Source organism: Microbacterium mangrovi, assembly GCF_000802305.1.
Lineage (GTDB): Bacteria > Actinomycetota > Actinomycetes > Actinomycetales > Microbacteriaceae > Microbacterium > Microbacterium mangrovi.
Window position 1 is genome coordinate 1 of the sequence record NZ_JTDK01000013.1, and the last position, 25754, is coordinate 25754.

The 25754-nt window shown below is 70.5% G+C and carries 25 protein-coding genes and 1 pseudogene; 8 read left to right on the forward strand and 18 right to left on the reverse strand.

Going from position 1 to position 25754, the window contains the following annotated elements; genetic code table 11:
- Positions 1-218, forward strand: a 218-nt coding sequence (locus LK09_RS14030; RefSeq protein ID WP_039400714.1) for an AMP-binding enzyme, incomplete at its 5' end; no start/stop codon positions are given.
- Between the two features lie 184 nt (positions 219-402).
- Here LK09_RS14030 and LK09_RS14035 read toward each other — a convergent pair.
- The 3 genes from LK09_RS14035 to LK09_RS14045 are packed head-to-tail and all read right to left on the reverse strand — an operon-like array spanning position 403 to position 3594.
- On the reverse strand, positions 403-1863 hold the full coding sequence (locus LK09_RS14035; protein ID WP_052226799.1) for an APC family permease: 1461 nt from the start codon (positions 1861-1863) through the stop codon (positions 403-405).
- A gap of 57 nt (positions 1864-1920) precedes the next feature.
- Entirely contained in the window at positions 1921-3234 is a 1314-nt protein-coding gene (locus LK09_RS14040) for a flavin monoamine oxidase family protein (RefSeq protein ID WP_052226789.1), read from the reverse strand.
- Positions 3235-3252: 18 nt separating this feature from the next.
- Positions 3253-3594, reverse strand: a complete 342-nt coding sequence (locus tag LK09_RS14045) for a cupin domain-containing protein (protein WP_039400718.1) — start codon at positions 3592-3594, stop codon at positions 3253-3255.
- A 140-nt stretch (positions 3595-3734) separates the two neighbouring features.
- Between LK09_RS14045 and LK09_RS14050 the strand changes: the two genes are divergently transcribed.
- Entirely contained in the window at positions 3735-4307 is a 573-nt protein-coding gene (locus LK09_RS14050; RefSeq protein ID WP_039400722.1) for a TetR/AcrR family transcriptional regulator, read from the forward strand.
- Between the two features lie 217 nt (positions 4308-4524).
- Here the strand turns inward: LK09_RS14050 and LK09_RS14055 are convergent, their stop codons facing one another.
- From LK09_RS14055 to LK09_RS14080, 6 genes are all read right to left on the reverse strand, one after another.
- On the reverse strand, positions 4525-5397 hold the full coding sequence (locus LK09_RS14055; RefSeq protein WP_039400724.1) for an LLM class flavin-dependent oxidoreductase: 873 nt from the start codon (positions 5395-5397) through the stop codon (positions 4525-4527).
- 10 nt (positions 5398-5407) lie between these two features.
- On the reverse strand, positions 5408-6610 hold the full coding sequence (locus LK09_RS14060; RefSeq protein WP_039400727.1) for a GDSL-type esterase/lipase family protein: 1203 nt from the start codon (positions 6608-6610) through the stop codon (positions 5408-5410).
- Positions 6607-7395, reverse strand: a complete 789-nt coding sequence (locus LK09_RS14065; protein ID WP_231563051.1) for an alpha/beta hydrolase family protein — start codon at positions 7393-7395, stop codon at positions 6607-6609. The genes LK09_RS14060 and LK09_RS14065 overlap by 4 nt, the downstream gene beginning before the upstream one ends.
- 33 nt (positions 7396-7428) lie before the next feature.
- Entirely contained in the window at positions 7429-8745 is a 1317-nt protein-coding gene (locus tag LK09_RS14070) for an MFS transporter (protein WP_052226790.1), read from the reverse strand.
- A 120-nt stretch (positions 8746-8865) separates the two neighbouring features.
- Positions 8866-9936, reverse strand: coding sequence for a LacI family DNA-binding transcriptional regulator (locus tag LK09_RS14075; RefSeq protein ID WP_039400730.1), 1071 nt, complete (start codon positions 9934-9936; stop codon positions 8866-8868).
- A 53-nt stretch (positions 9937-9989) separates the two neighbouring features.
- Positions 9990-10604, reverse strand: a complete 615-nt coding sequence (locus tag LK09_RS14080; RefSeq protein ID WP_052226791.1) for a TetR/AcrR family transcriptional regulator C-terminal domain-containing protein — start codon at positions 10602-10604, stop codon at positions 9990-9992.
- Between the two features lie 64 nt (positions 10605-10668).
- On the opposite strand from LK09_RS14080, the gene LK09_RS14085 reads away from it, so the two are divergent.
- The 3 genes from LK09_RS14085 to LK09_RS14095 all read left to right on the forward strand — a co-directional run bounded on the left by LK09_RS14085 (position 10669) and on the right by LK09_RS14095 (position 14228).
- Positions 10669-11895: a beta-ketoacyl-[acyl-carrier-protein] synthase family protein gene (locus LK09_RS14085; RefSeq protein ID WP_039400733.1), complete on the forward strand. Its 1227-nt coding sequence runs from the start codon at positions 10669-10671 to the stop codon at positions 11893-11895.
- A 186-nt stretch (positions 11896-12081) separates the two neighbouring features.
- Positions 12082-13074: a pyridoxal-phosphate dependent enzyme gene (locus LK09_RS14090; RefSeq protein ID WP_039400735.1), complete on the forward strand. Its 993-nt coding sequence runs from the start codon at positions 12082-12084 to the stop codon at positions 13072-13074.
- A gap of 2 nt (positions 13075-13076) precedes the next feature.
- Complete coding sequence (locus LK09_RS14095; RefSeq protein WP_039400776.1) at positions 13077-14228, forward strand: cystathionine gamma-synthase; 1152 nt, start codon at positions 13077-13079, stop codon at positions 14226-14228.
- 51 nt (positions 14229-14279) lie between these two features.
- Here the strand turns inward: LK09_RS14095 and LK09_RS22010 are convergent, their stop codons facing one another.
- From LK09_RS22010 to LK09_RS14130, 8 genes and pseudogenes are all read right to left on the reverse strand, one after another.
- The gene (locus tag LK09_RS22010) at positions 14280-14984 is read right to left on the reverse strand and encodes an LLM class flavin-dependent oxidoreductase (RefSeq protein ID WP_231563052.1); all 705 of its coding nucleotides are present in this window, start codon (positions 14982-14984) and stop codon (positions 14280-14282) included.
- 112 nt (positions 14985-15096) lie between these two features.
- Positions 15097-15582 (reverse strand): annotated as a pseudogene (locus tag LK09_RS22225) (LLM class flavin-dependent oxidoreductase); the annotation flags it as partial.
- Positions 15579-16619, reverse strand: a complete 1041-nt coding sequence (locus LK09_RS14105) for an LLM class flavin-dependent oxidoreductase (protein ID WP_052226792.1) — start codon at positions 16617-16619, stop codon at positions 15579-15581. The pseudogene LK09_RS22225 and the gene LK09_RS14105, both read right to left, overlap by 4 nt.
- A complete protein-coding gene (locus LK09_RS14110) occupies positions 16616-17629 on the reverse strand; it encodes an LLM class flavin-dependent oxidoreductase (protein WP_039400738.1) in 1014 nt (337 codons plus the stop codon). The genes LK09_RS14105 and LK09_RS14110 overlap by 4 nt, the downstream gene beginning before the upstream one ends.
- A 27-nt stretch (positions 17630-17656) precedes the next feature.
- The gene (locus tag LK09_RS14115; protein WP_052226793.1) at positions 17657-19213 is read right to left on the reverse strand and encodes an ATP-binding cassette domain-containing protein; all 1557 of its coding nucleotides are present in this window, start codon (positions 19211-19213) and stop codon (positions 17657-17659) included.
- Entirely contained in the window at positions 19210-20130 is a 921-nt protein-coding gene (locus tag LK09_RS14120) for an ABC transporter permease (protein ID WP_052226794.1), read from the reverse strand. The genes LK09_RS14115 and LK09_RS14120 overlap by 4 nt, the downstream gene beginning before the upstream one ends.
- Positions 20127-21161, reverse strand: a complete 1035-nt coding sequence (locus LK09_RS14125) for an ABC transporter permease (RefSeq protein WP_052226795.1) — start codon at positions 21159-21161, stop codon at positions 20127-20129. The genes LK09_RS14120 and LK09_RS14125 overlap by 4 nt, the downstream gene beginning before the upstream one ends.
- A gap of 155 nt (positions 21162-21316) precedes the next feature.
- Positions 21317-22744 (reverse strand): ABC transporter substrate-binding protein, encoded by a 1428-nt coding sequence (locus LK09_RS14130; RefSeq protein ID WP_156138827.1) that lies wholly within the window; start codon positions 22742-22744, stop codon positions 21317-21319.
- 277 nt (positions 22745-23021) lie between these two features.
- Here LK09_RS14130 and LK09_RS20840 point away from each other — a divergent pair, with 277 nt between their 5' ends.
- Together LK09_RS20840 and LK09_RS14145 are read left to right on the forward strand one after the other, a co-directional pair.
- On the forward strand, positions 23022-23744 hold the full coding sequence (locus LK09_RS20840) for a DUF427 domain-containing protein (RefSeq protein WP_052226796.1): 723 nt from the start codon (positions 23022-23024) through the stop codon (positions 23742-23744).
- On the forward strand, positions 23741-24934 hold the full coding sequence (locus LK09_RS14145) for a catalase (RefSeq protein WP_052226797.1): 1194 nt from the start codon (positions 23741-23743) through the stop codon (positions 24932-24934). The genes LK09_RS20840 and LK09_RS14145 overlap by 4 nt, the downstream gene beginning before the upstream one ends.
- On the opposite strand, the gene LK09_RS21540 is transcribed toward LK09_RS14145, so the two are convergent.
- A complete protein-coding gene (locus tag LK09_RS21540; RefSeq protein WP_156138828.1) occupies positions 24910-25065 on the reverse strand; it encodes a hypothetical protein in 156 nt (51 codons plus the stop codon). The two genes, LK09_RS14145 and LK09_RS21540, sit on opposite strands and share 25 nt — an antisense overlap.
- A gap of 131 nt (positions 25066-25196) precedes the next feature.
- On the opposite strand from LK09_RS21540, the gene LK09_RS14150 reads away from it, so the two are divergent.
- Complete coding sequence (locus tag LK09_RS14150; protein ID WP_039400745.1) at positions 25197-25754, forward strand: hypothetical protein; 558 nt, start codon at positions 25197-25199, stop codon at positions 25752-25754.

Consider the following 25754-nt stretch of genomic DNA (forward strand, 5'->3'; position numbering starts at 1 on the left):
ACGGCCTCGCCCACACCCTCCGCGCCTGGGTCGGTGAACAAATCGGCCCCATCGCCCGACCCCGCGACATCTACATCGTCGGCGAACTCCCCAAAACCCGCTCCGGCAAAATCATGCGACGCCTCCTCCGCGACGTCGCCGAAGGCCGCGACATCGGCGACACCACCACCCTCGCCGACACCCACGTCATGAGCATCATCAGCGCGCAGGTCAAATAGGCACAGACCCCGGTCGCCCCGCGAGGAGCGGAGCGACGAGACCCCGGTCGTTGAGCGAGGAGCGGAGCGACGAGACGAAACGCCCCGCCAGCCGAGAGAATCCGACTCTCCCGGCAGGGGCGTTTCGTCTCGCTTCGCTCGCTCAACGAACGAGGATGTCGACAGGCTCAGGGCGCCGAAGGACTCACTCGTGCAGTAGTTCGCGGGGGTGGCGTTCGGTGACGAATCCGACGAGGAACGCGATCGGGACGACGGCCAGGAGCAGCACGGCGGTGACCAGTTCTCCGCCGATGAGCGCGGTGAAGTTCGTGACCACGAGCCAGAGCACGCCGAGGAGCAGCAGCCCGGCGAGCACGGGCGCGATCCTCAACTGCCAGATCCCCGATGCCCGGTTTCGCACCGCGTAGACCACGACGGCGAGGGAGCAGAGCACGTAGAGGGTCACGAGCGCGGCGACGGCGAGTCCGCTGAACCAGGAGAACAGCGTGAGCACCGGGTCGAGGCCGAGGATCGCGAACGGCGCGACGAGCACGATCGCCATGATGGTCTGGGCCCACGCGGCGGCGTGCGGCGCCTGGTGGCGGTTGGTGGCCGACAGGCGCACCGGCAGCGAGCGCTGCGAGGCGAGTGCGTGCAGGTACCGGTTGATGCCGTTGTGGAAGGCGAGGATGCCGGCGAACAGCGACGAGATCAGCAGGATGTTGGCGACGGTGCCGGCCCAGGGACCGAGGGTGCCGCTCAGCGCATCGAAGACGAAGCTGGTGGAGTCGCCCGAGACGACGGCCTTCTTCGCGGCATCCACCACGTGGTCCGCGCCGTAGTACGAGACGAACATCCACGAGACGAACGAGAAGAACGTCGCGATGACGGCCACGGACAGGTAGGTGGCGCGGGCCACGGTGCGCTTGGGATCCTTGGCCTCGCCGGAGTAGATGGCGGTCGACTCGAAGCCGAACATCGACGCGACGGCGAACATGAGCGCGACACCGGGGGCACCGGCCATGATGGCCGACGGCGAGAAGCTCGCCGCGAAGTCCAGGCTGCCGCCGTGGCTGCCGCCGCCGGTGACGAGGATGACCACGGCGAAGGCGAGCAGGATGGCGCATTCGCATCCGACGAGCACCGCCAGCACCTTCGCGCCCAGTTCGATGTTCAACGAGCCGAGAACCTGGATGAGCACGATGGTCAGCAGCACCGGGATCCACCACGGGATCGTCACGCCGAGGCCGGCGAACAGGGCGGAGATGCTCGCGCCGTACAGGCCGTACATCGCCGCCTGCACGGTGGCGTACGAGAGCAGTGCGAGCCACGCCGATCCGGTTCCCATGCGCCGGCCGAGCCCGGCGGTCACGTAGGCGTAGAACGCGCCCTTGGTCTGCACGCGGCGGCTCATCGCGATGAACCCGACCGCGAACAGCACGATGATGATGCCGATCACGAGGTACGCGCCGGGGGCGCCGGCTCCGTTGCCGAGGAACACGGTCAGCGGCAGAGCACCGGCGATCCCGGTCAGCGGTGCCTGCGCGGAGAGCACGAAGAAGAGGATGCCGAGCACCCCGATCGCGCCCGTTTTGAGGTTGGTCGTCGGTGGTCCGGACTTGTGGGACCTGCTGGTGGGCTGGGGTGCCCGTTCGTCTGTGATCATGATCATCCTTGATCTGTTTCGGGTGGGTGCTGCGGGGTGGGATGCGGGTGCCGCGGGTCAGACCCGGGCGGCGACCGGCTGGGGGGAGGCGGCGAGGATTCGCCGGGCGGCGGTCATCCCGCTCTCGATGGCGCCGTCGATGAAGCCGCCCCATCCGTCGGCGATGTCGGAGCCGGCGAAGTGGACGCGCCCGGCCGGCTGCTGCAGTGCGGCGAGGGACTCGGTGAGGAAGCCGGTGCGATGCATCGGCCAGGTCTCCCCCGCGAACTCGTCGTCGACCCAGGCATGACCGGTGGTCTCGACGACCCTCGCCCCGGGGACCAGACGGGAGACGGCATCCTGCACGGCATCCCGGTCGGTCACGTCGATCGCGTGCGCGTCTGCGCCGAAGCCGATCACGTACGTCTTGCCGTCGTGGTGGTACTCGGACTGCAGGAAGTTCAGCGGCCAGTCCGCGGCGCCCAGGGCGACGAAGTGCGGCTGCACGCCCTCGATCGTGAACCAGGCCTTGGTGCCGAGCCCGAGCTGGCCCCGGGCGACGGCGTCGGTGCGGGCGGCGGGCGGGGCGGGTGAGAAGGCGATGCGGTGCAGGGCGTGCAGCGGCACCGTCACGATGACGTCGGTCGCGCGGATCTCCCGCCCGGTGGCGTCGGTCACGAGCGCGCCGCCGGACTCCGAGCGGATGTCGCGCACGTCCGTGCCGAAGAACACGTCGACGTCTGCGTCGGCGGCGATGGCATCGGCCAGCGCCTTGGTTCCGCCCTGGATCTTGTAGGTCGCGCAGGCCTCGAAGTTGACCTTCCAGTCGCCGTTGGTGAGCGCGACCCAGCGCAGCGCCTGGGTGAACGCGGCATCCTCGATGCGCCCGTTGAAGTTGAGGGTCCAGAAGGACTCCAGCGCGGTGCGCTGCTCGTCGGTGATCGGCAGCGCGGCGATGTGGGCCGCCAGAGTCTCCTCGTCGAGGTCGGCGGCCGCGGTGGATGCCAGGGGCGCGAACGGCTGCGGGAACACCTCACGCGACCGGGTGGTCAGCAGCTCGTTCGGTGCGTCCAGGAGTGCGATCAGCTCGTCGGGTTCGCCGTGCACGAGTTCCCGGCCGTTCCACCACGAGGCGCGCTCGGGGGTCGGGCTCGGGGCGAGGCCGATGCCGTAGCGGTGCAGTTCGGCCCACACGTACGGCTGGGTCCAGTGCACCCAGGTGCCGCCGAGTTCCAGGTTCAGGCCCATCCGGGGGGCGAGCCAGGTGCGCCCCCCGATGCGGTCGCGGCCCTCGAGAATCGCGACGCGGCGCCCGGCGTGGGCCAGTTCGCGCGCAGCGGTCAGCCCGGCGAAGCCGGCCCCGACGACGATGACGTCGTACTCGGTGTCCACAGCGATCTCGATCCGGGCTCAGGAGTAGACGAAGAACTCGACCGTGGGCTCGAGCACGGTCCACGTGACCGGGACGCCCTTGTTGAACGACGCCACCGACCCGGACGTCAGCTCCACGGCATCCTGCCCCTCGGGCTCGATCCGGACGCGCCCCTCGACGATGTGCACGGTCTCGTCTGCGTGGCCCACGACGAGCATCGGACCGGGTGTCTGCTCCGGGCTGATGAACCAGAAGCCCGCGGAGAGATCGTCGCGCTCCCCCTCGCCCGGGCGCCGCACCCACTGCACGGTCCCGACCTCGAAGGGCTCGACCGCCGTCTGGTCCAGGGCTCCGGTGACGGTGAAAGTGTCTGCTGCCATGTCTGTTGTCCTCCTCGACATCCCCGCGCTGCTGCGCGCTGGATAGATTTAAGCACCTGCTTAGTTCTTTGCGCAAGGGGGAATTAAGCAATTGCTCATATCTTCGGCACCACCCGTCCCCGCCCCGATATCCTGTTCGGGTGGCACGCACGGTCGCTTACGGAGAAGGGCGCGATCTCCTGATCGCGGCGACGGTCGAGGTGGTCGCCGACAAGGGTCTTCGCGGGCTCACGTTCCGCGCGATCGCGGACCGCGCGGGCGTCAACAACTCCCTGATCGCACACCATTTCGGAACCCGCGAGTCGCTGCTGTTCGCGGCGCTCGAATGGGCCGTCGAACAGTCGATCGCCGCGACCGAGCTCCCGGAGCTGACCAGCGAGTCGGCGTTCACCGAGTCACTGCTGGGTGCGATCTCGACGCGGCCGGAGCTGCAGGCCTTCCAGTACGAGATGATCCTCGAGGCCCGCCGCAACGACACGTTCCGCGAGCCGGTCCAGCGGCTGTACCGGCGCTACCACGATGTCGTCGTCGAAAGCCTGCGAGCCCACGGCGTCGAGGGCGACGCCGACGCGCTCGCGCGTTCGACCTTCGCCGCCCTCGACGGCATCGTGCTGCAGGCCATGGCCGGCGTCGACCAGGACGACCTGCGGTCCGCGCTCCGCCAGGTCTGGGCGCAGCTGAACGCTCGTATGAGCACGACCGCGCCGGCCTGACCCCCACACCGCCACGTTTCGACTCGTGCGGCCTCCGGCCGGACTCGCTCAACGACCGGAACACCCACCCCGGTCGCCCCGCGAGGACGCGCGCAGCGCGACCGAGACGGGTCAACGCCCGTTGCGAGCGGAGGAGATGACGCGGGGAGAGGAAGCGAATGCCGGATGCCTCCTCCGCCGGCCCGATCTCCTCCCGTCGCGACGCCCGGAGCCGCCCTCACGCCAGCTGCGGGGCCGCCTCGCGGGCGATCCGCTCGAAGACCTCCTGATCGGCGTCGAATTCCGTGCCGGGGATCGGCCAGTGCAGGACGATCTCGGTGATGCCGGCATCCTGATACGCCCGCGCGGTCTCCAGGAACGCGTCGACGCTCTCCAGCGGGTGATCGGGGGTGAATCCGGTGAGCAGGATGCGCTCGACGCTCGCCGGGTCGCGACCGGCATCCGTGCATGCCTGCTCGAGACGCGCGACCTGCTCGCGGACCATCGCGCGCGATTCGGCCGGGGTGTCCCCGCCGCCGGTCGTCACCCAGGCATCCCCGTACTGCGCGGTGAGCCGGTATCCGCGGGGCCCGGTCGCGGCGATCGCGAACGGCACGCGCGGCCGCTGCACCGGCCCCGGGACGTTGCGGGCCTCGTGAGCACGATAGGCGCCTTCGTCGTGGGTGACCGCGGGCTCGGTGAGCAGGCGATCAAGCAGCGCCGTGAAGTCCCGCAGCCGATCGGCCCGCTCGCGGGCGGTCCACGGCTCGTGGCCGAGCACCGTCGCATCGAATCCGGTCGTGCCCGCCCCGAGCCCCACCGTGATCCGGCCGTCGGAGAGGTCGTCGAGCGTCATGACATCCTTCGCGAACAGCACCGGTTCGCGATAGTTCGGCGAGGTGATCAGGGTGCCCAGGCGCACGCGCGAGGTGACCGCCGCGGCCGCGGCCAGGGTCGGCACCGCCCCGAACCAGGTCTTGTCGCGGAACGTCCGCCACGAGAGATGGTCGTACGTGTACGCCGCGTGGAAGCCGAGCTCGTCGGCGGATCGCCAGACCCCGGCGGCTTCGCCCCAGCGCCAGACGGGCAGGATGCAGGTGCTCGTTCGCATGCCGAACAGACTAGGCCCCTCCCCGGGACAGCGTGGATCGCGGGACGGAGCCGTGCTCGCTGAACACGCGTGCAGCGAACCGGCGACCCATCTCCCGGTAGAGCGCGGTGTCGGGGTGGAGCGAGTCCGGAAGCGGATGACGGGCGACATCCGCCGGGCCGTAGAGGTCGAGCCCGTCGACGTACGAGATGCTCTCGCCCGCCTTCCGGCGAACCTCGACGACATGGGCGACGTGCCGGCGGGACTCGGCGAGCGTCAGGGCTCCCTTCGGGATGTCGGCAGGGTCCCCCGCGGTGAAGCAGCGGATGCCGCCGTCGGCGAGGAAGTCCACGTCGCTCGGCCCCGGGGTGTCGTCGCTTCCCGGCCAGAGGATCGACGAGCACAGCACGATCGGGGTGTCCGGGTGGCCCGCTCGGATGCGGTCGATGAACCCGTGGAGCGCGGGGGCGAAGGTCCGCTGGTCCATCGACCGGGCGCCGACGATGTTGACGCCGACCTTGATCGAGATGACGTCGGCGGGGGTGGCGGCGATCGCGTCGGCGACGAAGGGATCGAGCATGCACTGACCACCGAAGCCCAGGTTGATGACGTCGAGGTCGGCGAGGTCGGCCGTGACGACGGGCCAGACGTCGGTGGGGGCGTCCGCCTCGGCGCAGTGGCTGATCGAGCTGCCGTGGTGGAGCCAGACCGGTCGTGTGGTGCCGGATGCCGCGACGACGGGCGCGTCTCCGGCGATGTCGAGAAGGTCGACCGTCATGCTCTGCGGGAGGAACACGGTGACCGTCTTGGGTCCCGCCGGAAGCGGTGCGAACTCGATGACGGACGAGTCGCTGTGCGAGACGACGGAGGCCTCCTCCCCGGGGAACGAGATGAGGAGCGTCTGGTCGACCGGAGCGGGCACTGAGGCCACCGTCGCCCCGTCGACTCGGGCCACGAATTCCCCCGTGGGCCGCAGCGCCTCGCCGATCTGAAGGCGGGTGCACCGGACCGTGAGCGTCACGCGCGTCGCCTCGGTCTGAACGCGCAGGCGCACCCCGCTGGCGTTCGACGCGACTGCGCGAAGGATCCCCGCCACCGGCGGGAAGTGCGGCCACTGACGCACCGGTATCCGGATCGGACGGACTCCGCCGGGGACGGGCATCACATCGAGATGGCCTTCCAGGCGGATGCTGCCGCTGGGCAGGGAGACGGTCGAGCCGTGGTCGCTGGTCATGGATTTCCGTTCCGGGGTGAGGCGGCTTCGATGAACTCGACGGTGCGCGAGAGCAGGACGTCGCGCTGCGGCACCTGCGCCCAGCCGTGGTCGGCCCCGTCCACGACGAGGAGTTCCGCGCGATCGCCGTACACCTCGAGGTAGCGCTCGGCGTAGGCGAGGGGGACGAAGTCCGCCGTTCCGTGGAGCAGGCGCACCGGGCCGGCGAAACCGGAGGCGCGGCCGTAGACGTCGAAGGTCTCGGCATCCTCCCGCATCGCGGGGCCCAGGCGCATGCCGAGGAAGTCGAAGTACCCGTCGGTGTAGAGAGTGTCCAGGGGCCTGCCCTGCAGCATCCCGCCCCGGATCTCGTCGGAGAACAGCGCCGCGGTGGACCACATGGTCAGCGAGCGGAACGGCCGCGCTGACCCGGCCGCCACCACCGACGCCACGACCGACCCGAGGCTCTGCCCGACGAGGTGCAGGTCGTCCGCGTCGACGGTCTCGAGGCCTGCGATCGCCTCCAGCGCTTCGTGGGCATGACGGATGTCCCCCGACACCGTCGTGTCGAAGAACTCGCCGTCGCTCTCGCCGTGACCTGCCCGGTCGTACGCGACGGATCCGACGCCGGCCGCCGCGAGACGCCTCGCCAGGGCGACGAACAGCGACGAGAACTCCACGTGCGAGGCACCGAACCCGTGGAACAGCACGGCAGTGGGGAACGGCCCGGGCCCCGGCGGGAGGTACTGCGCCCCGCGCAGCAGGATCCCGCCCGCCCGGGTCTGGAACGGCACGACCGTCATCATGAGTGATCCTTCCCTCGACCCGCCGCCCGGCGGTCAGGCCGCGACATCGGTCGGCGTGCCGGACTTGATCGCCGACGTGACGAGGCCTGCCTCGAGGTCGAACTCGTTGCGGGTGTTCCGGCGGAAACCGAGCCAGCCGACGAGGAACCCGACCCCGGCGACCACGGACACGCCGATGTACAGCAGGCTCGGGTTGAACAGCACGAGCGCGGGCGTCACGATGTTCAGCGCCGCCGTCGCGAACCGCGACACCGCGTAGATGGTGCCCTGCGCAGTGGCGCGGAGCATCGTCGGGAACGACTCCTGCGTCCACACCTTCATGATCGTCTCGAAGCAGAACGCGCCGAAGAACACGGTCGCCACGGTGGCGATGATGATCGACGGGAGGCTGAAGCCGAGGACGACCGGGAGGAGGTTCGCCGCGACGACGCCGATCGATCCGACCACGTAGTACGCCATGCGCAGCTTCGTGTCCACGACGGCCATGAACCACAGGGCGCCGACGATCGCCGCGGGCATCGCGAGGATCGTCCAGGAGTTGTACTCCCCGATCGAGGCGTGCGACACGTTCACCGCGACGAAGGTGCCGAAGCTGCCCGCGACGCTCGTGGCCATCGCGGCCAGGGTGTAGTACCCGATCAGCGTCAGGAACGGGCGACGGTAGGCAGGTCGGGCGAAGTCGCGAAGACGCCCGCGCTCGGCGCGCACGGTGTGGATGCCGGCACGCCGCTCGTCCCGAGCGCGCAGCCACGTGGCCGACTCCGGAATCGTGAGCCGCAGCAGCAGCACGCCGAACGCGATCGCGGCGAAGGTGCCGAAGATGATGAGCCCGCCGGTCGGCCCCGCCGCCCCGACGTTGATCGCCAGGAGGACGGCGAGAACGATGCCGAACCCGCCGAGCAGGTTGGAGAAGACCAGGATCTTGCCGCGGTTGCGGTCCTGGGCCGCCTCCGAGATCGTCGCGAGGGCGACGGGGAGGTCCGCGCCCACGCCGATGCCGATCAGGGCGATGCCGATCAGCAGCGTCGGGAGCGCCAGCCCGAGGAGTGGGATGGCGGCGCCCACCGCGATGATCACCATGGTCACGATGAACACGGTCCGCCGGCCCCACCGGTCGCCGAGGCGCCCGCCGAGCAGGGACCCGATCGCGACGCCGGCGGTGAGGATGCCGGTGAGCAGGCCGACCTCGTTCGGAGTCAGCCCGGGCTTGCCCGGGGCGAGCGCCTGGAAGAGAACCAGCGCGATCGGGATGCCGGTCGTCACCCCGGTGTCGACGAACGTGGCCATGCCGCAGACGAATCCCACCCACCAGGCATTGGGGGCGCGTCCGTCCGACCGTGATGTGACCATGCGAGTACTCCTTCGTAGCCGGGTTGCTGGTCTCGCTCTCGAGCGTGATCCGTGTGAAATCATGGTGCTATACGGGTATAGCAACTGTCAACCCGCGGGTCTCGATGGGTGCGAGACCGGTCAGCGGATGCCGGCCGGGGCGGCGATGGACGCCCCCGCAACCAGGGGCATCGGGATCCGTTCGGTGCGCGGCGCCGAGGGGTCTTCGAGCAGCATCCGCGCGGCGACCCTGCCGAGCTCTTCATGCGGGAGTGCGAGCGAGGTCAGGGTCGGCACCACGGCCTCCGTGAGCGGACTGCCGTCGAACCCGACGACCGACACGTCGCCCGGGACGTGGAGTCCGGCATCCTGCAGCGCCTGATAGGCACCCACCGCGACGGCGTCGTTGACGCAGATCAGCGCGGACGGGGTGCTCGAGGCCAGAAGGCGAGCCACGCTCGCGCGACCGTTGGCGATGTCCCAGTCGCGCTCGATCGGCAGGGTTCCGGCGAGCTCGACGCCGGCTGCGTGGAGTGCGGTGCGGATGCCGGCCAGTCGTTCGGTCAGGGCGAGCGGACTCCACCCGTGCCAGGCGGCGCCGCCGGTGACCCCGGCCTGGAAGGTGCCCACGAACCAGATCCTGTCACGGTGCCCCGCATTCAGCAGCGCCGCGGCCGCGGCTTCGCCGGCGGCCCGCTCGTCGGGGACCACCGCCGGCACCGAGTCGTCCGGCGACACGCAGTTCAGCAGCACGACCGGCGCCCGCTCGATCACCGCCGGGACCTCCACGCGTCGCGTGAACATCGAGGCGTAGATGAAGCCGTCGACGTCCCGGTTGAGGAGATTCTGGAGGACCCGCGCCTCGGCGGCCCGATCCCCCTCCGTCTCGACGGTGTACAGCAGGGCGTCGGCATCCCGCAGCGCCTGCAGCGCACCGCGGACCATCGAGTTCGCGAACGAGGTCGTCCCGATGAAGTCCGAGACCAGCGCGACGGTTCCGGACCTGCCGGTGCGGAGGGTCTTGGCCGTGGTGTTCGGACTGTACCCGAGCTCCTCGGCGGCATCCCGAACCCGGGCCACGGTCTCTTCGGAGATCCGCAGATCCGTCCTGCCGTTGAGCGCGAAGGACGCGGCCGAGCGCGAAACCCCGGCCAGGCGGGCGACGTCCGTCAGAGTCACGCGGCCCGTGCCGCTCTCGCTCCCCGACGCCATCCGCACTCCCCTTCCCACCCAGCATAAGCGCGTCACCGCGCGGGCTTCGGACCTCAGTCGGCGACCGAATCCCGGTCGGCGACGGTCAGCGTCCCCGCGAGGTCGAGGTCCGAGCTCGTGCCCTGCGCTCCGGCGCGGACGAGCAGCACGGCGCCGAGTGCCGTGCTCCAGAACGTCTTGACTTCGGCATCCAGCGGGCGGCCCAGCGTCCATCCGCGGTCGGCCGCGAGGCGGCTGAGATACCGCTCGGACTGCCGGAACAGCAGCTGCAGGTGCTTCTCGACCACGGGCGCCAGGTCCGGTTTGCTGACCGCCGCGGCCAGCGCCTTCGCGACGGTCGGAAGCGACGGGATCGCCAGGACCCCGCGGGCGATGTTGCTCCGAAACGTCGCCGCGTCGCCGGCGGCCCGCCCGAGGCGCTCGATCCGGCGCGTGTCGTGCAGCAACCCGAGGAACGCGGCGTGCACGAGCAGGGAGTCCTTCGAGCCGAAGTAGTAGGTCACCTGGTTCGGGAAGACGCCCGCCGCCTCGGCGATCTCCGACACGGTCGGCTCGGAACCGCGTCGCTCCGCGCACAACCGTGCGGCGGCCTCGATGATCCGATGCCGGGTCGCCTGACCGCGCACCGGCTCGGCAACGGTCCGGGGCTCTGCTCGATCTCGCACCACGCCTCGATTGTATGGCATACAAATCCCGTGCTAGTTTGTACGCCATACAAGAAAGGTGCGTGTCATGCGATCAGAAGACGTCGTCGTCACCGGGTACGGAGCGATCACGCCGCTCGGGCAGGACGTCGCCTCCTCCTGGGGGGCGCTGCTGGCCGGGGATTCCGGGCTGACCCGCGGGGCGCTCGACGGGCAGGGCGACACGGGGATGCCGGACGTGATCGCGGGCCGGATGGCGGTCGACCCGGCCACTCTGCTGGCGCCGGTCGTCGCCAGGCGCGCGGACCGCTCGCAGCAGGCCGCTCTGGTCGCCGCGGCCGAGGCCTGGGCCGACGCGGGGAGCCCGCAGGTCGACCCGGAACGGCTCGCATCCGCCATCGGCACCGGGATCGGCGGAGTCCACACCCTTCTCCACGAGGACGACGTGCTGGAGACGCAGGGTCTTCGCCGCGTCTCACCGCGCGCAGTGCCCATGCTGATGGCCAACGCCGCCGCCGCCCTCGTCAGCATCGAGTACGGTGCACAGGCCGGCTCGTACACGCCCGTGTCGGCCTGCTCGTCCGGCGCGGAGGCGATCGCGCTCGGTGCCCGGCTGATCCGCGCCGGCGAAGCGGACGTGGTGATCGCCGGCGGCACCGAAGCCGCCCTCACGCCGATCACCGTGGCCGGGTTCCTGCAGACCCGCGCCCTCTCCCGCCACGACGGCGACCCGGCCGCCGCGTCGCGCCCGTTCGCCGCCGACCGCAGCGGGTTCGTCCTGGCCGAGGGCGCCGCGGTGCTGATCCTGGAGTCCGCCGCACATGCCCGCGCTCGCGGCGCCCGCATCCGCGCGGTCCTCGCCGGTGCCGGCATCGCCGCGGACGCCCATCACATCACCGCGCCCGTCCCCGAGGGCACCGGGCAGATCTCGGCGATGCGCAAGGCCCTCGCCCAGGCCCGGCTCGCCCCGGAGGAGATCAGCCACGTCAACGCCCACGCGACCGGCACGCCGGTCGGAGACGCCCCCGAGGCGAACGCGATCAACGCGGTCTTCGGCCGCGCGACGGTCACCGCACCGAAGGCGGCCCTCGGTCACCTGTTCGGCGCGGCCGGGGCGATCGAAGCGCTCATCGCCGTCCTGAGTGTGGAGCACGGCGTCATCCCGCCCACCCGCAACCTGAGCGAGGCGAACATCGACCCGGCGATCGACCTCGACGTCGTCACCGGGCGCCGAGACGCTCCGCAGCACGCGGTGCTCTCCAACTCCTTCGGGTTCGGCGGGCAGAACGTGTCCCTCGTCTTCACGGACGCGTAGCGGCCGACGACCCCGGCGCCGCTGTTTCCTCGTGTGACGTCACAAACGCCCACGAGCGCGGCAAGGACCGTAGGGTCGGGGTCATGCAGACCTGTCGCTGTCGTCACTGAGGGCCCTCGCCCCCCCTTTCGCGACCCCTGACAGTCTCCCGCGCCTCGGCGGGACCAGAATCTCTGGAGCATCCTCGTGCACTACGCGACCAGCGTCGCCGACCTCGTCGGCAACACTCCCCTCGTCCGGTTGAACCACGTCGTCGCGGGCATCCGCGCGACCGTGCTGGCGAAGGTGGAGTACTTCAACCCCGGCGGCTCGTCCAAGGACCGGATCGCCGCACGCATCCTCGACGCCGCGGAACGCGCGGGTCAACTGCGACCGGGCGGGACGATCGTCGAACCCACGAGCGGCAACACCGGCGTCGGGCTGGCCCTCGTGGCACGACAGCGCGGTTACCGGTGCATCTTCGTCGTGCCCGACAAGTTCCTCGGCGAGAAGATCGCGGTGCTGCGCGCGCTCGGCGCGGAGGTGGTGGTCACCGAAACGAACGTCCCGCCGGAGGATCCGCGGTCGTACTACAGCGTGTCGGACCGGCTGGTCCAGGAGATCCCGGGGGCGTTCAAGCCGAACCAGTTCGCCAACCCGAACGGGCCGCGGAGCCACTTCGAGACCACCGGCCCGGAGATCTGGCGCGACACCGACGGCCGGGTCACCCACTTCGTGGCGGGGATCGGCACGGGCGGCACGATCAGCGGAGCGGGCCGGTACCTGAAGGAGGCGTCCGGAGGCGCGGTCACCGTCGTGGGCGCGGACCCGGACGGATCCCTCTACTCGGGCGGCCCGGTGCACGGCTACAAGGTGGAGGGCGTCGGCGAGGACTTCTTCCCCGACACGTTCGACCCGTCGGTCGTCGACCGGTACGAGCGCGTCACCGATGCGGAATCCTTCGCGATGACCCGACGCCTGGCACGGGAGGAGGCCCTGCTGGTCGGCGGCTCGAGCGGGATGGCGGTCGTCGCTGCGCTGCGCACCGCCCGCGACCTCGGTCCCGACGACGTCGTCGTCGTGCTGCTGCCCGACCACGGTCGCGCCTACCTCAGCAAGATCTTCGACGACGGCTGGATGCAGGCCAACGGTTTCGACCTCGCGCCCGAGGCGGGCGCCCCGGAAAGGAGCACTCTGTGAACATCGATCGGCTGCACGGGTTCGACTCCCTCGCCGTCCACGCCGGCCAGGACTTCGACCCCACGACGGGGGCCGTGATCCCTCCCGTGCATTTCTCGAGCACCTATGCCCAGGACGGCATCGGCGGTCTGCGCGGCGGGTACGAGTACGGGCGCAGCGGCAACCCCACGCGCACCGCCCTGCAGGAGCAGCTGGCCGCGATCGAAGGCGGGGCGCACGCACTGTCGTTCGCGTCGGGGCTGGCTGCGGAGGACGCGCTGCTGCGCGCAGTGCTGCGGCCCGGCGACGAAGTGCTCCTCGGCAACGACGTCTACGGCGGCACGTACCGGCTCATCGCCCGGGTCCTCGGGCCGTGGGGCGTCACCGTGCGCGTCGTCGACATGACCGACACGGCCGCGGTGGCCGCGGCGCTCGAGGAGCGCCCGGCCCGCATCCTGTGGGTCGAGACGCCGTCGAATCCCCTCCTCAAGGTCAGTGACATCGCCGAGCTGGCCCGGCTCGGCCACGCCGCGGGTTCGCTCGTCGTCGTGGACAACACGTTCGCGTCGCCGGCACTGCAGCAGCCCATCCGCCACGGCGCCGACGTCGTCGTGCACTCGGTCACGAAGTACCTCGGCGGCCACTCGGACGTCGTCGGCGGCGCGCTCGTCTTCCGCGACGACACCGTGTTCGACGAGACCGCCTTCCTGCAGTACGCGGTCGGTGCGGTGTCCGGTCCCCTGGACGCGTGGCTCACCACGCGCGGCATCAAGACCCTCGCGGTGCGGATGCAGCGACACAGCGAGAACGCGCTGGCCGTGGCATCCTTCCTGGCCGCCGACGACCGCGTCAGCGCCGTGCACTACCCCGGTCTCGCCACCCATCCGCAGCACGAGCTGGCGTCCCGGCAGATGTCCTCATTCGGGGGAATCGTGTCGCTCGAGCTGGAGGATGCCGCCACGGCACGGCGCTTCGTGGAATCCACCCGCCTGTTCCAGCTGGCGGAGTCGCTGGGCGGGGTCGAGTCGCTGGTCAACTACCCCGACGCGATGACGCACGCCTCCGTGCGAGGGACGGAGCTGGCCGTTCCCGAGACCCTGGTGCGTCTCTCGGTCGGCATCGAGAGCGCCGACGACCTCGTCACCGATCTCGCCGCCGCCCTCGACGTGCTCTGACCGGCCGCGTCTTCCGGGAGAGGATGCCGGGCGGCATCCCCTCCCGGAAGATCACGCGCCGAGGAGGTTCCCGCGCAGCGTCTCCGCCTCGGAGGTCGTGCGATAGAGGCCGCGGGCCACGAGTTCCGGAACGACGTGGTCGGCGAAGTCGTCGAGTCCGCTCGGCAGGGAGGGCGCCATCAGGATGAAGCCGTCCGCGGCGTTCTGCGTGAATCGCTCTTCGATCCCGTCGGCGATCTGCTCGGGCGTGCCGACGGTGAACCCGCGGGACACGATCGCCCGGTACACCTCGCGGAGCGAGAGCTTCTCGTTCTCGACGAGTTTGCGGATCGACGCGTACCCCGACTGCGACTGGTTGAACGTCGTCGCATCGACGAAGTCGAACTCGAACGGCGCATCGATGTCCCGGTCGCTGAGGTCCGCGCCCAGGCGGTGCGAGAGCAGGTCGAGCGCGACCCGGTCCGGCGTGAGCTCGAGGATGAGGTCGGCCTTCGCCCGGGCTTCCGCCTCGGTCGATCCGATGATCGGCGCCAGCGCCGGGAGCACGGCCAGAGACGCGGGGTCGCGTTCGTGCGCGGCGACGCGGCGCTTGTAGTCCGCGTAGAGGTCCTGGGCTGCGGCGAGGGTCGGCGGGTTGAGCGTGAAGACGGCATCCGCCGTGGCCGCGGCGAGCGCCTTGCCGTCTTCCGACGCGCCCGCCTGGAAGAGCACCGGGCGGTGCTGGGGCGGGCGGGCGATGTTCAGCGGGCCGCGCACCTGGAAGAACTCGCCCCGGTGATCGATGCTGCGGATGCGGTCTCGCGGCGTGTAGACCCCCGTCGCCTTGTCGGCGATGACGGCATCCGCATCCCAGCAGCGCGTGCACGACCTGGACGAACTCCGCCCCTCGCTGGTAGCGGACCGCGTGGTCGAAGTGCGACTCGCGACCGAAGTTGCGGGCCTCCTCGTCGGATGCGCTGGTCACGAGGTTCCAGCCCGCCCGCCCGTGCGAGAGATGGTCGAGGGATGCCAGCTTGCGGGCAACATGGTACGGCTCGTTGTACGACGTGGAGACCGTCGCCACCAGCCCGATGCGCTCGGTGGCCTGCGACAGCGCGCCGAGCAGGGTGAACGGCTCGAGCCGGGCGTTGACGGTGGCTTCGACGCCGGAATCGAAGCGGTCCCACACGTACAGTTCGTCGGCGAGGAAGATCGCCGCGAAACCGGCGCGCTCGGCGGTGCGGGCGAGGTCGCGGTAGTACTCGAAGTCGAGGAACCGCTCGGGCTGGGCATCCGGCAGGCGCCAGCTGCTGACGTGCTCACCGCCCGGATAGAACAGGCCGAGTGCGAAGACCAGGTGCCGGTTCGTGCTCATGCGCGCACCCCCGTCGCCAGGGCGCACCGCCAGCCGAGGGCGGGTGCGACCTCGGTCGCGAACTGCTCGATCGCGTCCTTGCGCTGGTTCCAGCTGCCGTAGAAGAGCTCGGTCTGCACGAGGAGCTGCGTCGCGTACGGGAAGGCGGGCTGGGCGTGGATGGACTCCAGGATCTGCTCGCTGGTGCCGTAGTGGAGGTTGATCGATGCCGCCTTCTCGGCGAGGGTCGTCGCACGAGGGAGGAAGTCCTTCCCCCACGCGTACTTCTGCTCGATCCCGTCGCGGGCCTCCCGGAGGGCGGCCCCACGGCTGACGGCCGGATAGATGAGGGTGGCAAGGCCCACCCGCGGAACGGTCTCGCCGGTCGTGCGCCCGCGGTCCTCGAGGCCCGCGAAATAGGCACGCGCGGTGACCTCGGCGGGCACGGTCTGCGTGGTGCCGAGGAGCACGCCGTTGCCCCGCCGCCCGGTCTCGCGCCCGCTTCGGTCACTGAGCGTCGCCTCCCAGATCCGGTCCGCGAGGCCGACGGTCGGCGGGGTGAGGGTCGCACCCGTCCCGTCGAGGTCGGCGCCGCGCAGGCCGTCGGTCAGCCGCCGCACGTCGGCGGCGTAGGCCGCCTTGCGGTCTTCGACGTCTCCGAGCGGCGGGCGGCCGAGCAGTTCGGCCGTTCCGGGAGCGCCGGACCCGTTCGCGATGCCGAGCTCGACCCGGCCTCCGCTCAGCGCATCGAGGACCGCGGCATCCTCCGCGACCCGCAACGGGCTCTCCAGCGGCAGGGTGACCGCCGCGGTCCCCAGCCGCAGCCGAGTGGTGCGGGCGGCGAGCGCCGCGAGGAAGACGAACGGCGAGGGCAGTCCGGCGTGCCTCGGTTCGCGGGTCAGGTGGAACTGACGCACCCAGACCCCGTCGATGCCGATGCGCTCGGCGTGCTCGAAGAGGTCGAGGGCGTCGAGGTACTTCTGCGCCTGGTCGCCGGGTTCGTCGAGGATCGCGTACAGCGCGATGGTGAGTGATTCGGAAGTCAGGCGGGTGCTCATCGGATCCTCTCCAGGGTGCTCGGGCACCAGCCGAGGGCGGGCGCGATGTGTTCGGCGACCGCGTCGAGGGCGTCGACGCGCTGCGCGGGGTCGGTGGTGCCGTGCGCGACGCTGAACTGCAGCTCGGTCGCGAGCGGGAAGGGGGCGGATGCTGCGATGGACTCCGTGATCTGGTCGGCGGTGCCGTAGTGGATGTTGATGCCGGCGGCCTGCTGCACGAGGGTGTCCGCCCGGGGCAGCCAGTCGCCTCCCCATTCGTAGATCGCGGCGATGTCGGGTGCCAGCTGCGCCAGCGCGGTCTCACGGTCGCGGGCGAGATGCACGTGGACGACGATCCCCACGCGGGGGCGGACTCCGGGCGGGAGCGCCGCGTGGTAGGCGGCCGCGGTGACTTCGGCGGGGACGGTCTGGGTGGTCCCGATGAGCACGCCGTGTCCGCGCAGCGCCGCCTCGGCGCCGGTCTGCGCGGTCAGCGCCGACTCCCAGATCCGTGCGGAAAGGCCGCGGGTCGGCGGGTTCAGCTCCTGGTCGGTGGCGCCGATCACCGCGCCGTCGAGCACCCGGCCGAGCTCGTCGAGCCGCCGGAGGTAGTCGAGCTTCTTGGCCTCACGGTCGGTGACGAGGGCGACCCCGAGCGCCGAGGCGATGGGGGCCTGCCCGCCGTTGGAGACCCCGAGCTCGACCCGGCCGTCGCTGATCGCGTCGAGCACGGCGGCATCCTCGGCGACGCGCACGAGGTTCTCGAGCGGCAGCGGCACGACCGCGGTCCCGATGCGGATGCGGCTCGTGCGCGAGGCCAGGGCTGCCAGGAACACGAAGGGAGACGGCAGTCCGCCGGGGAAGCTGAAGCCGACGGCCTTGCGGCGGAAGTGGTACGACCGCACCCAGGCACTGTCGAACCCCGACCGCTCGGCGCGTTCGAAGAGATCCAGCTGCTCGCGGTAGACCGCTGCCTGGTCGCCGTGTTCGCGCAGGTCGGAGTGGATGCCGATGCGCAGATCGCCGGTCATGCGGGAGTCCTTTCTGTCGGGCGTCGCTCACGCGGCGCGCTGTGCCTCGGGTGCGAGAACCGGCCGCCGAAGCCTCTGGGCGGCCGCGACGAGCTCACGGGTGTACGGGTGCTCGGGTGCGTCGAAGATGTCGGCCGTCGACTTCGTCTCGACGAGTCGTCCTCCCTCCAGGACCGCAATCCGGTGCGCGAGGCGGCGCACCACGGCGAGGTCGTGGGAGATGAACAGCAGGCTCACGCCGGTGCGCTGCTGCATCTCGTGCAGCAGGTCGAGGATCCGGGCCTGGATGGAGACGTCGAGGGCGGAGGTCGGCTCGTCGCACACGACGAGGGGGACGTTGCCGGCGAACGCCCGCGCGATCGCGACGCGCTGCTTCTGACCGCCGGAGAGCTGCGCCGGCCGATGATCGAGCACGGCGCGGTCCAGGCCGACGCTGTCGGCCAGCTGCTCGACCGTCTGGTCCCCGCCGAGCAGGGCGATGGACCGTGCGAGCACCCGGCGCACCGAGCGCCGCGGGTTCAGCGAGTCGTGCGGGTTCTGGAACACCATCTGCACGGAGGGATGCCCGGGGCGTCCGCCCGGATCCGCGAAGCGGATGGCCCCGTCATGGGAGGTCAATCCGGCCAGGCAGCGCCCGAGGGTGGACTTGCCGGATCCGGATTCGCCGACCAGGCCGAGCACCTCCCCGCGACCGATGCTGAAGCCGACGTCGTCGAGCACCGGATGCTGCGGATACTGCTTGCTGAGGTGCTCGACCGTGACGAGCGGTTCGAAGCCGGCATCCGTCCGCGTCTCGGTCGTGAGAGAGGGCAGCGCGCTGACCAGGTCGCGCGTGTAGGAGTGCTGCGGTGTGCGGAGGGCTTCCTCCGCGGCACCTTCTTCGACCAGAGTCCCGGACCGCAGCACGCCGAGGCGATCGCAGTGGGTGGCGACGAGGGGGAGGTTGTGGCTGATGAGGAGGGTCGCGAAGCCGAGCTGCCCGCGCAGGTCGTCCACGAGCGCCATGATGTCGGCCTCGATCTTGCTGTCGAGTCCGGTGGTCGGCTCGTCGAGGATGAGGAGCCGGGGGCGCGCCGCCAGGGCCATCGCGATGACGACGCGCTGCTGCTGCCCGCCGGAGAGCTCGTGGGGAAAGCGATCGGCGAGCTGCTGCGGACGCGGCAGCCGGACCTGCTCGAACGCCTCCGCGACGGCGGCGCGTGCGGCGGCACGGCCCTGTCCGCGCAGCCGGAACACCTCCGCGGTCTGCGCGCCCACCGTCATGGTCGGGTTGAGCGCCAGGCCCGGCTCCTGGTAGACGACGCCCAGCGTCCCGCCCCGGTAGCGGCGCAGACCGTCCCGGTCGAGGGTGAGGATGTCGGTGTCGTCGACCGACAGGCGCTTCGCATGGATCCAGGTGCCGGCGGGAAGGTAGCGGGTGAGGGCGAGGGCGATGGTGCTCTTCCCCGATCCGGACTCCCCCACGAGCCCGTAGGACTCCCCGGCCTCGATTGCGAACGACACCCCGTGGACGACGGGTCTCACGCCGTTCCGGCTGCGGTATCCGACTTCGAGCTCTTCGACGGCGACGAGGGGGCCGGTCATGCGGAGACCTCCTTGATGTTGTCGGCGAGGAGATGGGTGGCGGTGATGACGGAGGCGACCGCCAGGGCGGGGAAGACGACCGTCCACCACGCCGACTGGATGTAGATCCGGTTGTCGCTGATCGACAGGCCCCAGTCCGGTGACGGCGGTTGCGAGCCGAGACCGAGGAAGCTCAGCGACGCGGTCATGAAGATGGCGGCGGCGAGGCTCAGGGTGGCCTGGATGAGGACGGTGGGAAAGACGTTCGGAAGGATTTCGCGGACGATGATCGCCGGCCCCGATTCGCCCTGCAGGCGCGCGGAGATCACGTAGCTCTTGCCCAGTTCAGCCAGGGTCGCGGCGCGGATGATGCGGGCGATGCCCGGCGCGAACACGAGGGCGACGATGAGGATGAGCGCCGGCGTGCCGACCCCGAACGCGCCGACGAGCACGACGATGACGATCAGCGGAGGAAGGACGACGAGCACGTCGAACAGGCGCATGAACGCGGCATCCACCGGTCCGCGGTAGTAGCCGCAGAGGAGTCCGACGGCGCTCCCGAGGACGGTGGCCAGGACCGCCCCGATCGGCCCGACCAGCAGGGCGCTGCCGGCTCCGGCGACCACGCGGGCGAAGACGTCGCGGCCCAGGTAGTCCGTGCCGAAGAGGTGCGCGAGGCTCGGGGGTGCGAGGTTCGCCCCGGCCCGGCCGAACGGATCGAGCCCGAACAGCGGCCACGTGAGCGCGCCGAACACCCAGACCGCGAGGACGACGGCGCTGAGGACGAAGGTCGGCCGGCGCAGCAGCAGGGCGACCCGTCGCGCGGCGGGGCGCCGCACCTCCTGTGCCGCGGGAGCATGCTGCTCCGGGGCAGCGTCGACGTCCGGTTCGGGCACTGCGGTGCGCGCGCGTGCGGGTGCGACGACGGAGGTGGTCATCGGTCGGCTCCTCGTTCGAAGCGGATGCGTGGGTCGATCAGGATCAGCAGGACGTCGGCCAGCAGCAGGGCCAGCAGGGACACGGCACCGGTCACGATGATCGCGTCGGTGAGGAGCACCACGTCCTTGCGCTCCGCGGCGCTGACGATCGCGGCCCCGAGGCCCGGATAGTTGAAGAGGGTCTCCACGATCGCGCTGCCGCCGAGGAGCCCGCCGAGGTAGATGCCCAGGAGCGGGATGGTCGGCACGAGCGCGTTCCGGACGACGTGTCGCCGCAGCGTGCGCCAGGAGCCGAGCCCCTTCAGCACGGCGGTGCGATGGTACGCGGAGTCGATGGTCGCCAGGGTCCCCGTTCGAACCATGCGGGTGAGCACCGCCAGCGAGGCGATCGCCAGGGTGATGGCCGGGAGCACCATCACAGACAGGGTGGCCCCGATCCCGTCGCCGACCGCGCCGGATGCCTGCACGGGCACGACCGGGATCGCGACCGCGAAGACGACGAGCAGCAGCACGCCGATGACGAACTCGGGCATCGCGGAGACCGACATGAGCCCGATCGTGATGGCCCGGTCGCTCCGCCTGCCCTCCCGGTAGGCCTGCAGCGCACCGAGGAGGATCGCCAGCGGCACCATGATCACGAAGGCGAGCAGACCCAGCAGGAACGAGTTCGCGAGCCGCGCGAGGATGAACCCCCGCGCCGGGACATGGAAGAGGAAGCTGCTCCCCCAGTCGCCGGTGACGAACCCGCCGAGCCAGTGCAGGTACCGTTCGATCACCGGCCCGGTGAGGCCGTTGGCGGCATCCCACGCGGCGACCTGCTCCGCGGTGGCGTACTGGCCGAGCGCGTTTCGTCCGGGGTCGCCGGGCACGACCTGGATCAGCCAGAACGTGAGCACGGAGACGACGAGCAGGATGACCGGGATCTGCACGATCCGGGTCGTGAGGAGTCGTCCCACCCGGGTGCGCCTGGTTCCGGCCGCGACGGACCCGCGCGCGCGGCGGAAGCGGGTGCGCGGGTCCGTCGTGGTCATGGGCTTTCCTTCCGGGACGGGGGATGTCAGCCGGCGACGGTGATGCCGCGCAGGTCCTGGCTCCACGCGCGGGAGCTGCGGAAGTCGCCCTGCACCTTCTTGCTCAGGAGGGTGTCGGACTCCTCGAAGGCCGGCGCGATCACCGGGACGTCGGTCTACTCGATCGCCGCGATCTGGTTCGCCAGGCTCTGCTGCTCGGTGGGATCGGTGGTGGCGTCGAACTTTGCGGCGAGCTTCTCGAGCGCGGGGTTCGAATAGTGCGACGCGTTCCAGCTGCTCGATTTCGCGTAGAGCAGTCCGATGTACTGGCTCGGAAGCCGCTCCGCCCAGTCGGTGATCGTGACCGGCGCGTTGAGCCACGGAGTACTCGCGCCGTCCGCGTAGTAGGCCGCCGGGGTCTTGATGTCGAGCTTGACCGTGAAGTTGCCGGTCGCGTTCAGCTGCTGCTGGACGAGCTCGGCGAGCGTCTGCTCACCCTGATAGGTGGTGATCGTGAAGGCGATCTTGCGGTCGCCGATCAGCGACTTCACCTTGGCGAGGTCCTTCTCCCGGGTCGTGAGACCGGTCGGCTGGATGAGGTAGTCGGGGAAGGTGGGCACGTCGTTCGCGACCTTCGCGGCCCCGCCGTAGACGGTGTCGACGATGGCCTTGCGGTCCAGCGCCCAGGCGACCGCCTGACGGACCTTGACGTCGTCGAACGGGGCCTTCGTGACGTTGAAGACGATTCCGTCGAACTTCACGTACCCCGACTTCACCTCGCGGTAGTCGGCGCTCTTCAGCGACGCGGTGGCCTGGCTTCCGGCCTCGATCGAGTCGATCTCGCCGCTCTGGAACGCGAGCAGCTCGGACTGCTGGTCGGCGTAGAACTTGATGTCGACGCCGTCGAGCTTGACGTTGGCGGCATCCCAGTAGTTCGGGTTCTTCTTGTAGACCACGCCTTGGCCGGGGGTGTAACTCTCGAGCACGAACTGGCCCGCGCCCACCGGGTGGTGGATCCAGTCCGCGTCGTTCACGCCCGACGGGAGGATGTACGTGTTCGCCCCGGCAAGCAGGTACGGGAAGTCCGAGTACGGCCGTTCGAGCCGGAACACGACGGTCGAGTCGCCGCTTCCGGCCGCCACCGACTTCACGATCCCGGTGAAGCTGCTCTTCGCCGGTGACTGGCTGTTCGGCGCGAGGAGGCTGGTGAACGAGTCGACGGCATCCTTCACCGTGACCGGGGAGCCGTCGCTGAACTTCGCGCCCTTCCGGAGGGTGATCGTCCAGGTCAGGCCGTCGCCGGATGCGGACCACTTGGTCGCCAGCTGCGGCACCAGCTTTCCGGCGGTGTCCACCTCGACCAGCGACGAGTTGGCGAGACTGACGATGGTCATCGAGTTGCCGTCCGCCGTCGTGACGGGCGAGATGTTGCCGTCGGGCTCGGTCGAGCCGATCACGTACCTGCCACCGGCGGCGGCGCTCGAGGAGGAGGCGGGGGCGGCGGTGGTCCCGTCCGCGCAGGAACTGAGCGTCACGGCCGCGAGCAGGACCGCGGCCGACGCGGCGGCGATCCGTCCGGGAAGGGGAAGTCGGGGGGCGGACATGTTCGGGGGCTCCGTTCTGCGCCGATGCGCGGGGGCTGTCATGCGGGAGGTCTGAAACGCCGGCGGCGCTGATGTCGACCCACGATCCTGGTTCGTCGAAGGGGCGGCAACTGTGTGACGGGAGAGGTCGAACTGCGTCGAGAATGACGCCCGATCGGTCACGCTTCGTTGCAAAACGTCACGAACGATCAGGGCGTGGAGCGCGTCTGCGAGAGTCGCGCCAATGCGATCCGCAGACCCGCGGCATCCGCAGCCACAACGCGATTGGAGCACGACGATGCCGACGATTCAGCAGGAGCGGCCGACCCCGGCCGGACAGATCCAGATCACCCCGTTCACCGGGACCGTCACGGTCCGCCGCGGATCCGAGCAGGTCGCGGCCTCGTCGCGCGCCTCGGTGCTTCGCGAGCGCAACCATGCAGACCGCTACTACCTGCCGCGCGAGGATGTCCGGCTCGACCTGTTGCAGAGCATCGACCAGTCCAGCTTCTGTCCGTGGAAGGGCAGCGCGAGCGACTACTGGGCGTTCGCCGGCGACGAGTCGTCCGATCCGATCGCCTGGTCGTACCCGGAGCCCTTCGAGAGCGTGGCCACCATCGAGGGGCTCATCTCCTTCTACGACGAGAAGGTTGATGTCGTGGTGACTCCGGCCGAGCCGTCACCCGACCTCGTCCACCTTGCCTCGTCGCCCGTCCCCGTCCGGGTGAGCCACGGAGACGTCGTCCTGGCGGCGAGCGACCGGGTGATCGAACTCCATGAAGTCGACGTGCCCACGCGCGCCTACTTCCCCCGCGACGACGTGCGCCTGGACCTCCTCGTGCCGCTCGACTCGACGAGCTTCTGCCCGTTCAAGGGCGTCGCCAGCGAGTACTGGGCCCTCGCCGGCGACCCGCAGGCGCGTCCCGTCGCGTGGTCGTACCCGGACCCGTTTCCCGCGTTCGAGCCGATCGCCGGGTTCATCGCGTTCTACGACTGGGTGTCGATCACCCCGGACGAGTGAGCACCGTCTCCCCCGGGCCGCGCACGACGCCCCGCCGCATCCGGCATTCGGAAGGCGGCGGGGCGCTCGGGTTCTTCGAGACCCAGGCGGATGTGCGCGCCTTCACCCGGGCGCGCCTCTTCGAGCCCGGCGCGCGCACCCCGGTGGCCGTGCGGTTCTCGCGCACACTGGGCTTTCTCGGAGGCCCGGACAGCTGGCGGGACGTGCGCGGCTTCGCCGTGAAGTTCTTCACCCCGGACGGCGAGTACGACCTCGTCGGCAACAACTCCCCCGTGTTCTTCCTGCGCGACGATGCGAAGTTCGCCTCGCTGGTGCGAGCGCAGGATCTGGTCTCGGACGAGAACCTGTACCACCACGAGCGGCTCTGGGACTTCTACACGCGGACGCCGCAGACCGCCCACCAGGTGACCTGGCTGCTCGCCGACCGCGGGATCCCGGCATCCTGGCGGCACCTCGACGGGTTCGGGGTGCACACCTTCGCCTGGCGGAATGAGCAGGGCGAACGGTTCTGGGTGCGCTACCACCTGCGCACCGACCAGGGGCACCGCTGGCTGAGCGAGCGTGAAGCCGCCGGCATCCCGCAGGCGGAGGTCGACTACTACCGCGACGACCTCCGAGCTGCGATCGAGGGCGGCGACGAGCCCGCGTGGACGGTCTTCGTGCAGATCATGGCCGAGGGCGATGCGCGTGCGTGTGCGTTCGACCCGTTCGACGCGACGAAGGTGTGGCCGAAGTCCGGGTGTCCGCTGCGCCGGATCGGACGGCTGGTGCTGGATCGGCTCCCCGACGACGAGCAGGCAGACATCGAGGGGGTGGGATTCTCGCCGACCAATCTCGTTCCCGGCATCGAGCCGAGTCCGGATCCGCTCCTGCGCGCGCGCTCGGTCGGCTACCCGTTCTTCTCGGAGCACCGTGTGGGGCGCCGGCCGACCGAACCGGTGACGGACTGGCCGGTCGCGCCGCGAACGTGGCCGACGGACGACTTCGGTCAGGCCGGCGCGTTCGTCCGCGACGTGCTGGACGACGCCGCCCGAGCTCGGCTCGCCGCGACGATCGCCGCCCATCTTCGCCCCGTGTCGGATGCCGGTCTCATCGTGCGGGCGCTCGGCTACTGGCACGCCGTCGACCCGGCCCTTTCACGCAGCGTGGCGGCCGAGCTCACTTCTCAGCGGCACAGCGCCGCAAGCTGAGCGCAGTGCGCGGCCAGCACCGACCCGAACTGGGGCTGAGCCGGCGCGGCGGATTCGGCATCCGCGTCGGAGACCGAAGGCGGCGCATCCTCCACTGCGAGCACCGTCTCGGTGCGTTGTGTCGTGCTCATGCCGCGACGCTACGCCCGTCCAGCGTCGCGGGTGGATGCCGGGGCGGCAGTGTGCCGAACGGTTTCCGGACGTGTCGTTCTGTGACTCTATTGAGTACACTCGTACTAACAAAACGAACGGAGGCCGGCCCATGATCCTGACGGCACTGGTGATCTGCGAGGTCGCGTTCTGGGTGGCGATCCTCGGGGGGCTCGCCGCACGCTATCTCCTGCACCGGCCCCGCCTCGGTGCCGCTCTGCTCGTCCTCGCCCCGGTGATCGATGCGGTCCTGCTCGTGCTCGTCGCCGTCGACCTGCTCGGCGGGGGCACGGCGTCGTGGCAGCACGGCCTGGCGGCGATCTACATCGGGTTCTCCGTCGCCTACGGCAAGCGCATGGTCGCCTGGGCCGACGCGCGTTTCACACATCGGTTCGCCGGGGGCCCCGCGCCCGAGCGGCTCACCGGAGCCCGCTACACGGCGAAGTGCTGGCGAGACGTCCTGCTCACGACCCTCGCCGTCGTCATCGCCGCGGCGATCCTCGGCTCGATCATCCTGCTCGTGGACGACGCCGAGCGAACAGCGGCGCTGTCGAACTGGTTCGGCATCCTCGGAGTCATCCTCGCCATCGACGTCCTCTGGGCACTGAGCTACACGGTGTGGCCGAGGAAGCCCTCTGCCGCCCGGCAGAGCACCACTCTGGGTGCGTGA

Coding starts and splice junctions, on each gene's coding strand:
- LK09_RS14035 (WP_052226799.1), bottom strand. CDS start 1,863: ATGATCACAGACGAACGGGCACCCCAGCCCACCAGCAGGTCCCACAAG.
- LK09_RS14045 (WP_039400718.1), bottom strand. CDS start 3,594: ATGGCAGCAGACACTTTCACCGTCACCGGAGCCCTGGACCAGACGGCG.
- LK09_RS14055 (WP_039400724.1), bottom strand. CDS start 5,397: ATGCGAACGAGCACCTGCATCCTGCCCGTCTGGCGCTGGGGCGAAGCC.
- LK09_RS14060 (WP_039400727.1), bottom strand. CDS start 6,610: ATGACCAGCGACCACGGCTCGACCGTCTCCCTGCCCAGCGGCAGCATC.
- LK09_RS14065 (WP_231563051.1), bottom strand. CDS start 7,395: ATGATGACGGTCGTGCCGTTCCAGACCCGGGCGGGCGGGATCCTGCTG.
- LK09_RS14070 (WP_052226790.1), bottom strand. CDS start 8,745: ATGGTCACATCACGGTCGGACGGACGCGCCCCCAATGCCTGGTGGGTG.
- LK09_RS14075 (WP_039400730.1), bottom strand. CDS start 9,936: ATGGCGTCGGGGAGCGAGAGCGGCACGGGCCGCGTGACTCTGACGGAC.
- LK09_RS14085 (WP_039400733.1), top strand. CDS start 10,669: ATGCGATCAGAAGACGTCGTCGTCACCGGGTACGGAGCGATCACGCCG.
- LK09_RS14105 (WP_052226792.1), bottom strand. CDS start 16,619: ATGAGCACCCGCCTGACTTCCGAATCACTCACCATCGCGCTGTACGCG.
- LK09_RS14110 (WP_039400738.1), bottom strand. CDS start 17,629: ATGACCGGCGATCTGCGCATCGGCATCCACTCCGACCTGCGCGAACAC.
- LK09_RS14115 (WP_052226793.1), bottom strand. CDS start 19,213: ATGACCGGCCCCCTCGTCGCCGTCGAAGAGCTCGAAGTCGGATACCGC.
- LK09_RS14120 (WP_052226794.1), bottom strand. CDS start 20,130: ATGACCACCTCCGTCGTCGCACCCGCACGCGCGCGCACCGCAGTGCCC.
- LK09_RS14125 (WP_052226795.1), bottom strand. CDS start 21,161: ATGACCACGACGGACCCGCGCACCCGCTTCCGCCGCGCGCGCGGGTCC.
- LK09_RS14130 (WP_156138827.1), bottom strand. CDS start 22,744: ATGTCCGCCCCCCGACTTCCCCTTCCCGGACGGATCGCCGCCGCGTCG.
- LK09_RS20840 (WP_052226796.1), top strand. CDS start 23,022: ATGCCGACGATTCAGCAGGAGCGGCCGACCCCGGCCGGACAGATCCAG.
- LK09_RS21540 (WP_156138828.1), bottom strand. CDS start 25,065: ATGAGCACGACACAACGCACCGAGACGGTGCTCGCAGTGGAGGATGCG.
- LK09_RS14150 (WP_039400745.1), top strand. CDS start 25,197: ATGATCCTGACGGCACTGGTGATCTGCGAGGTCGCGTTCTGGGTGGCG.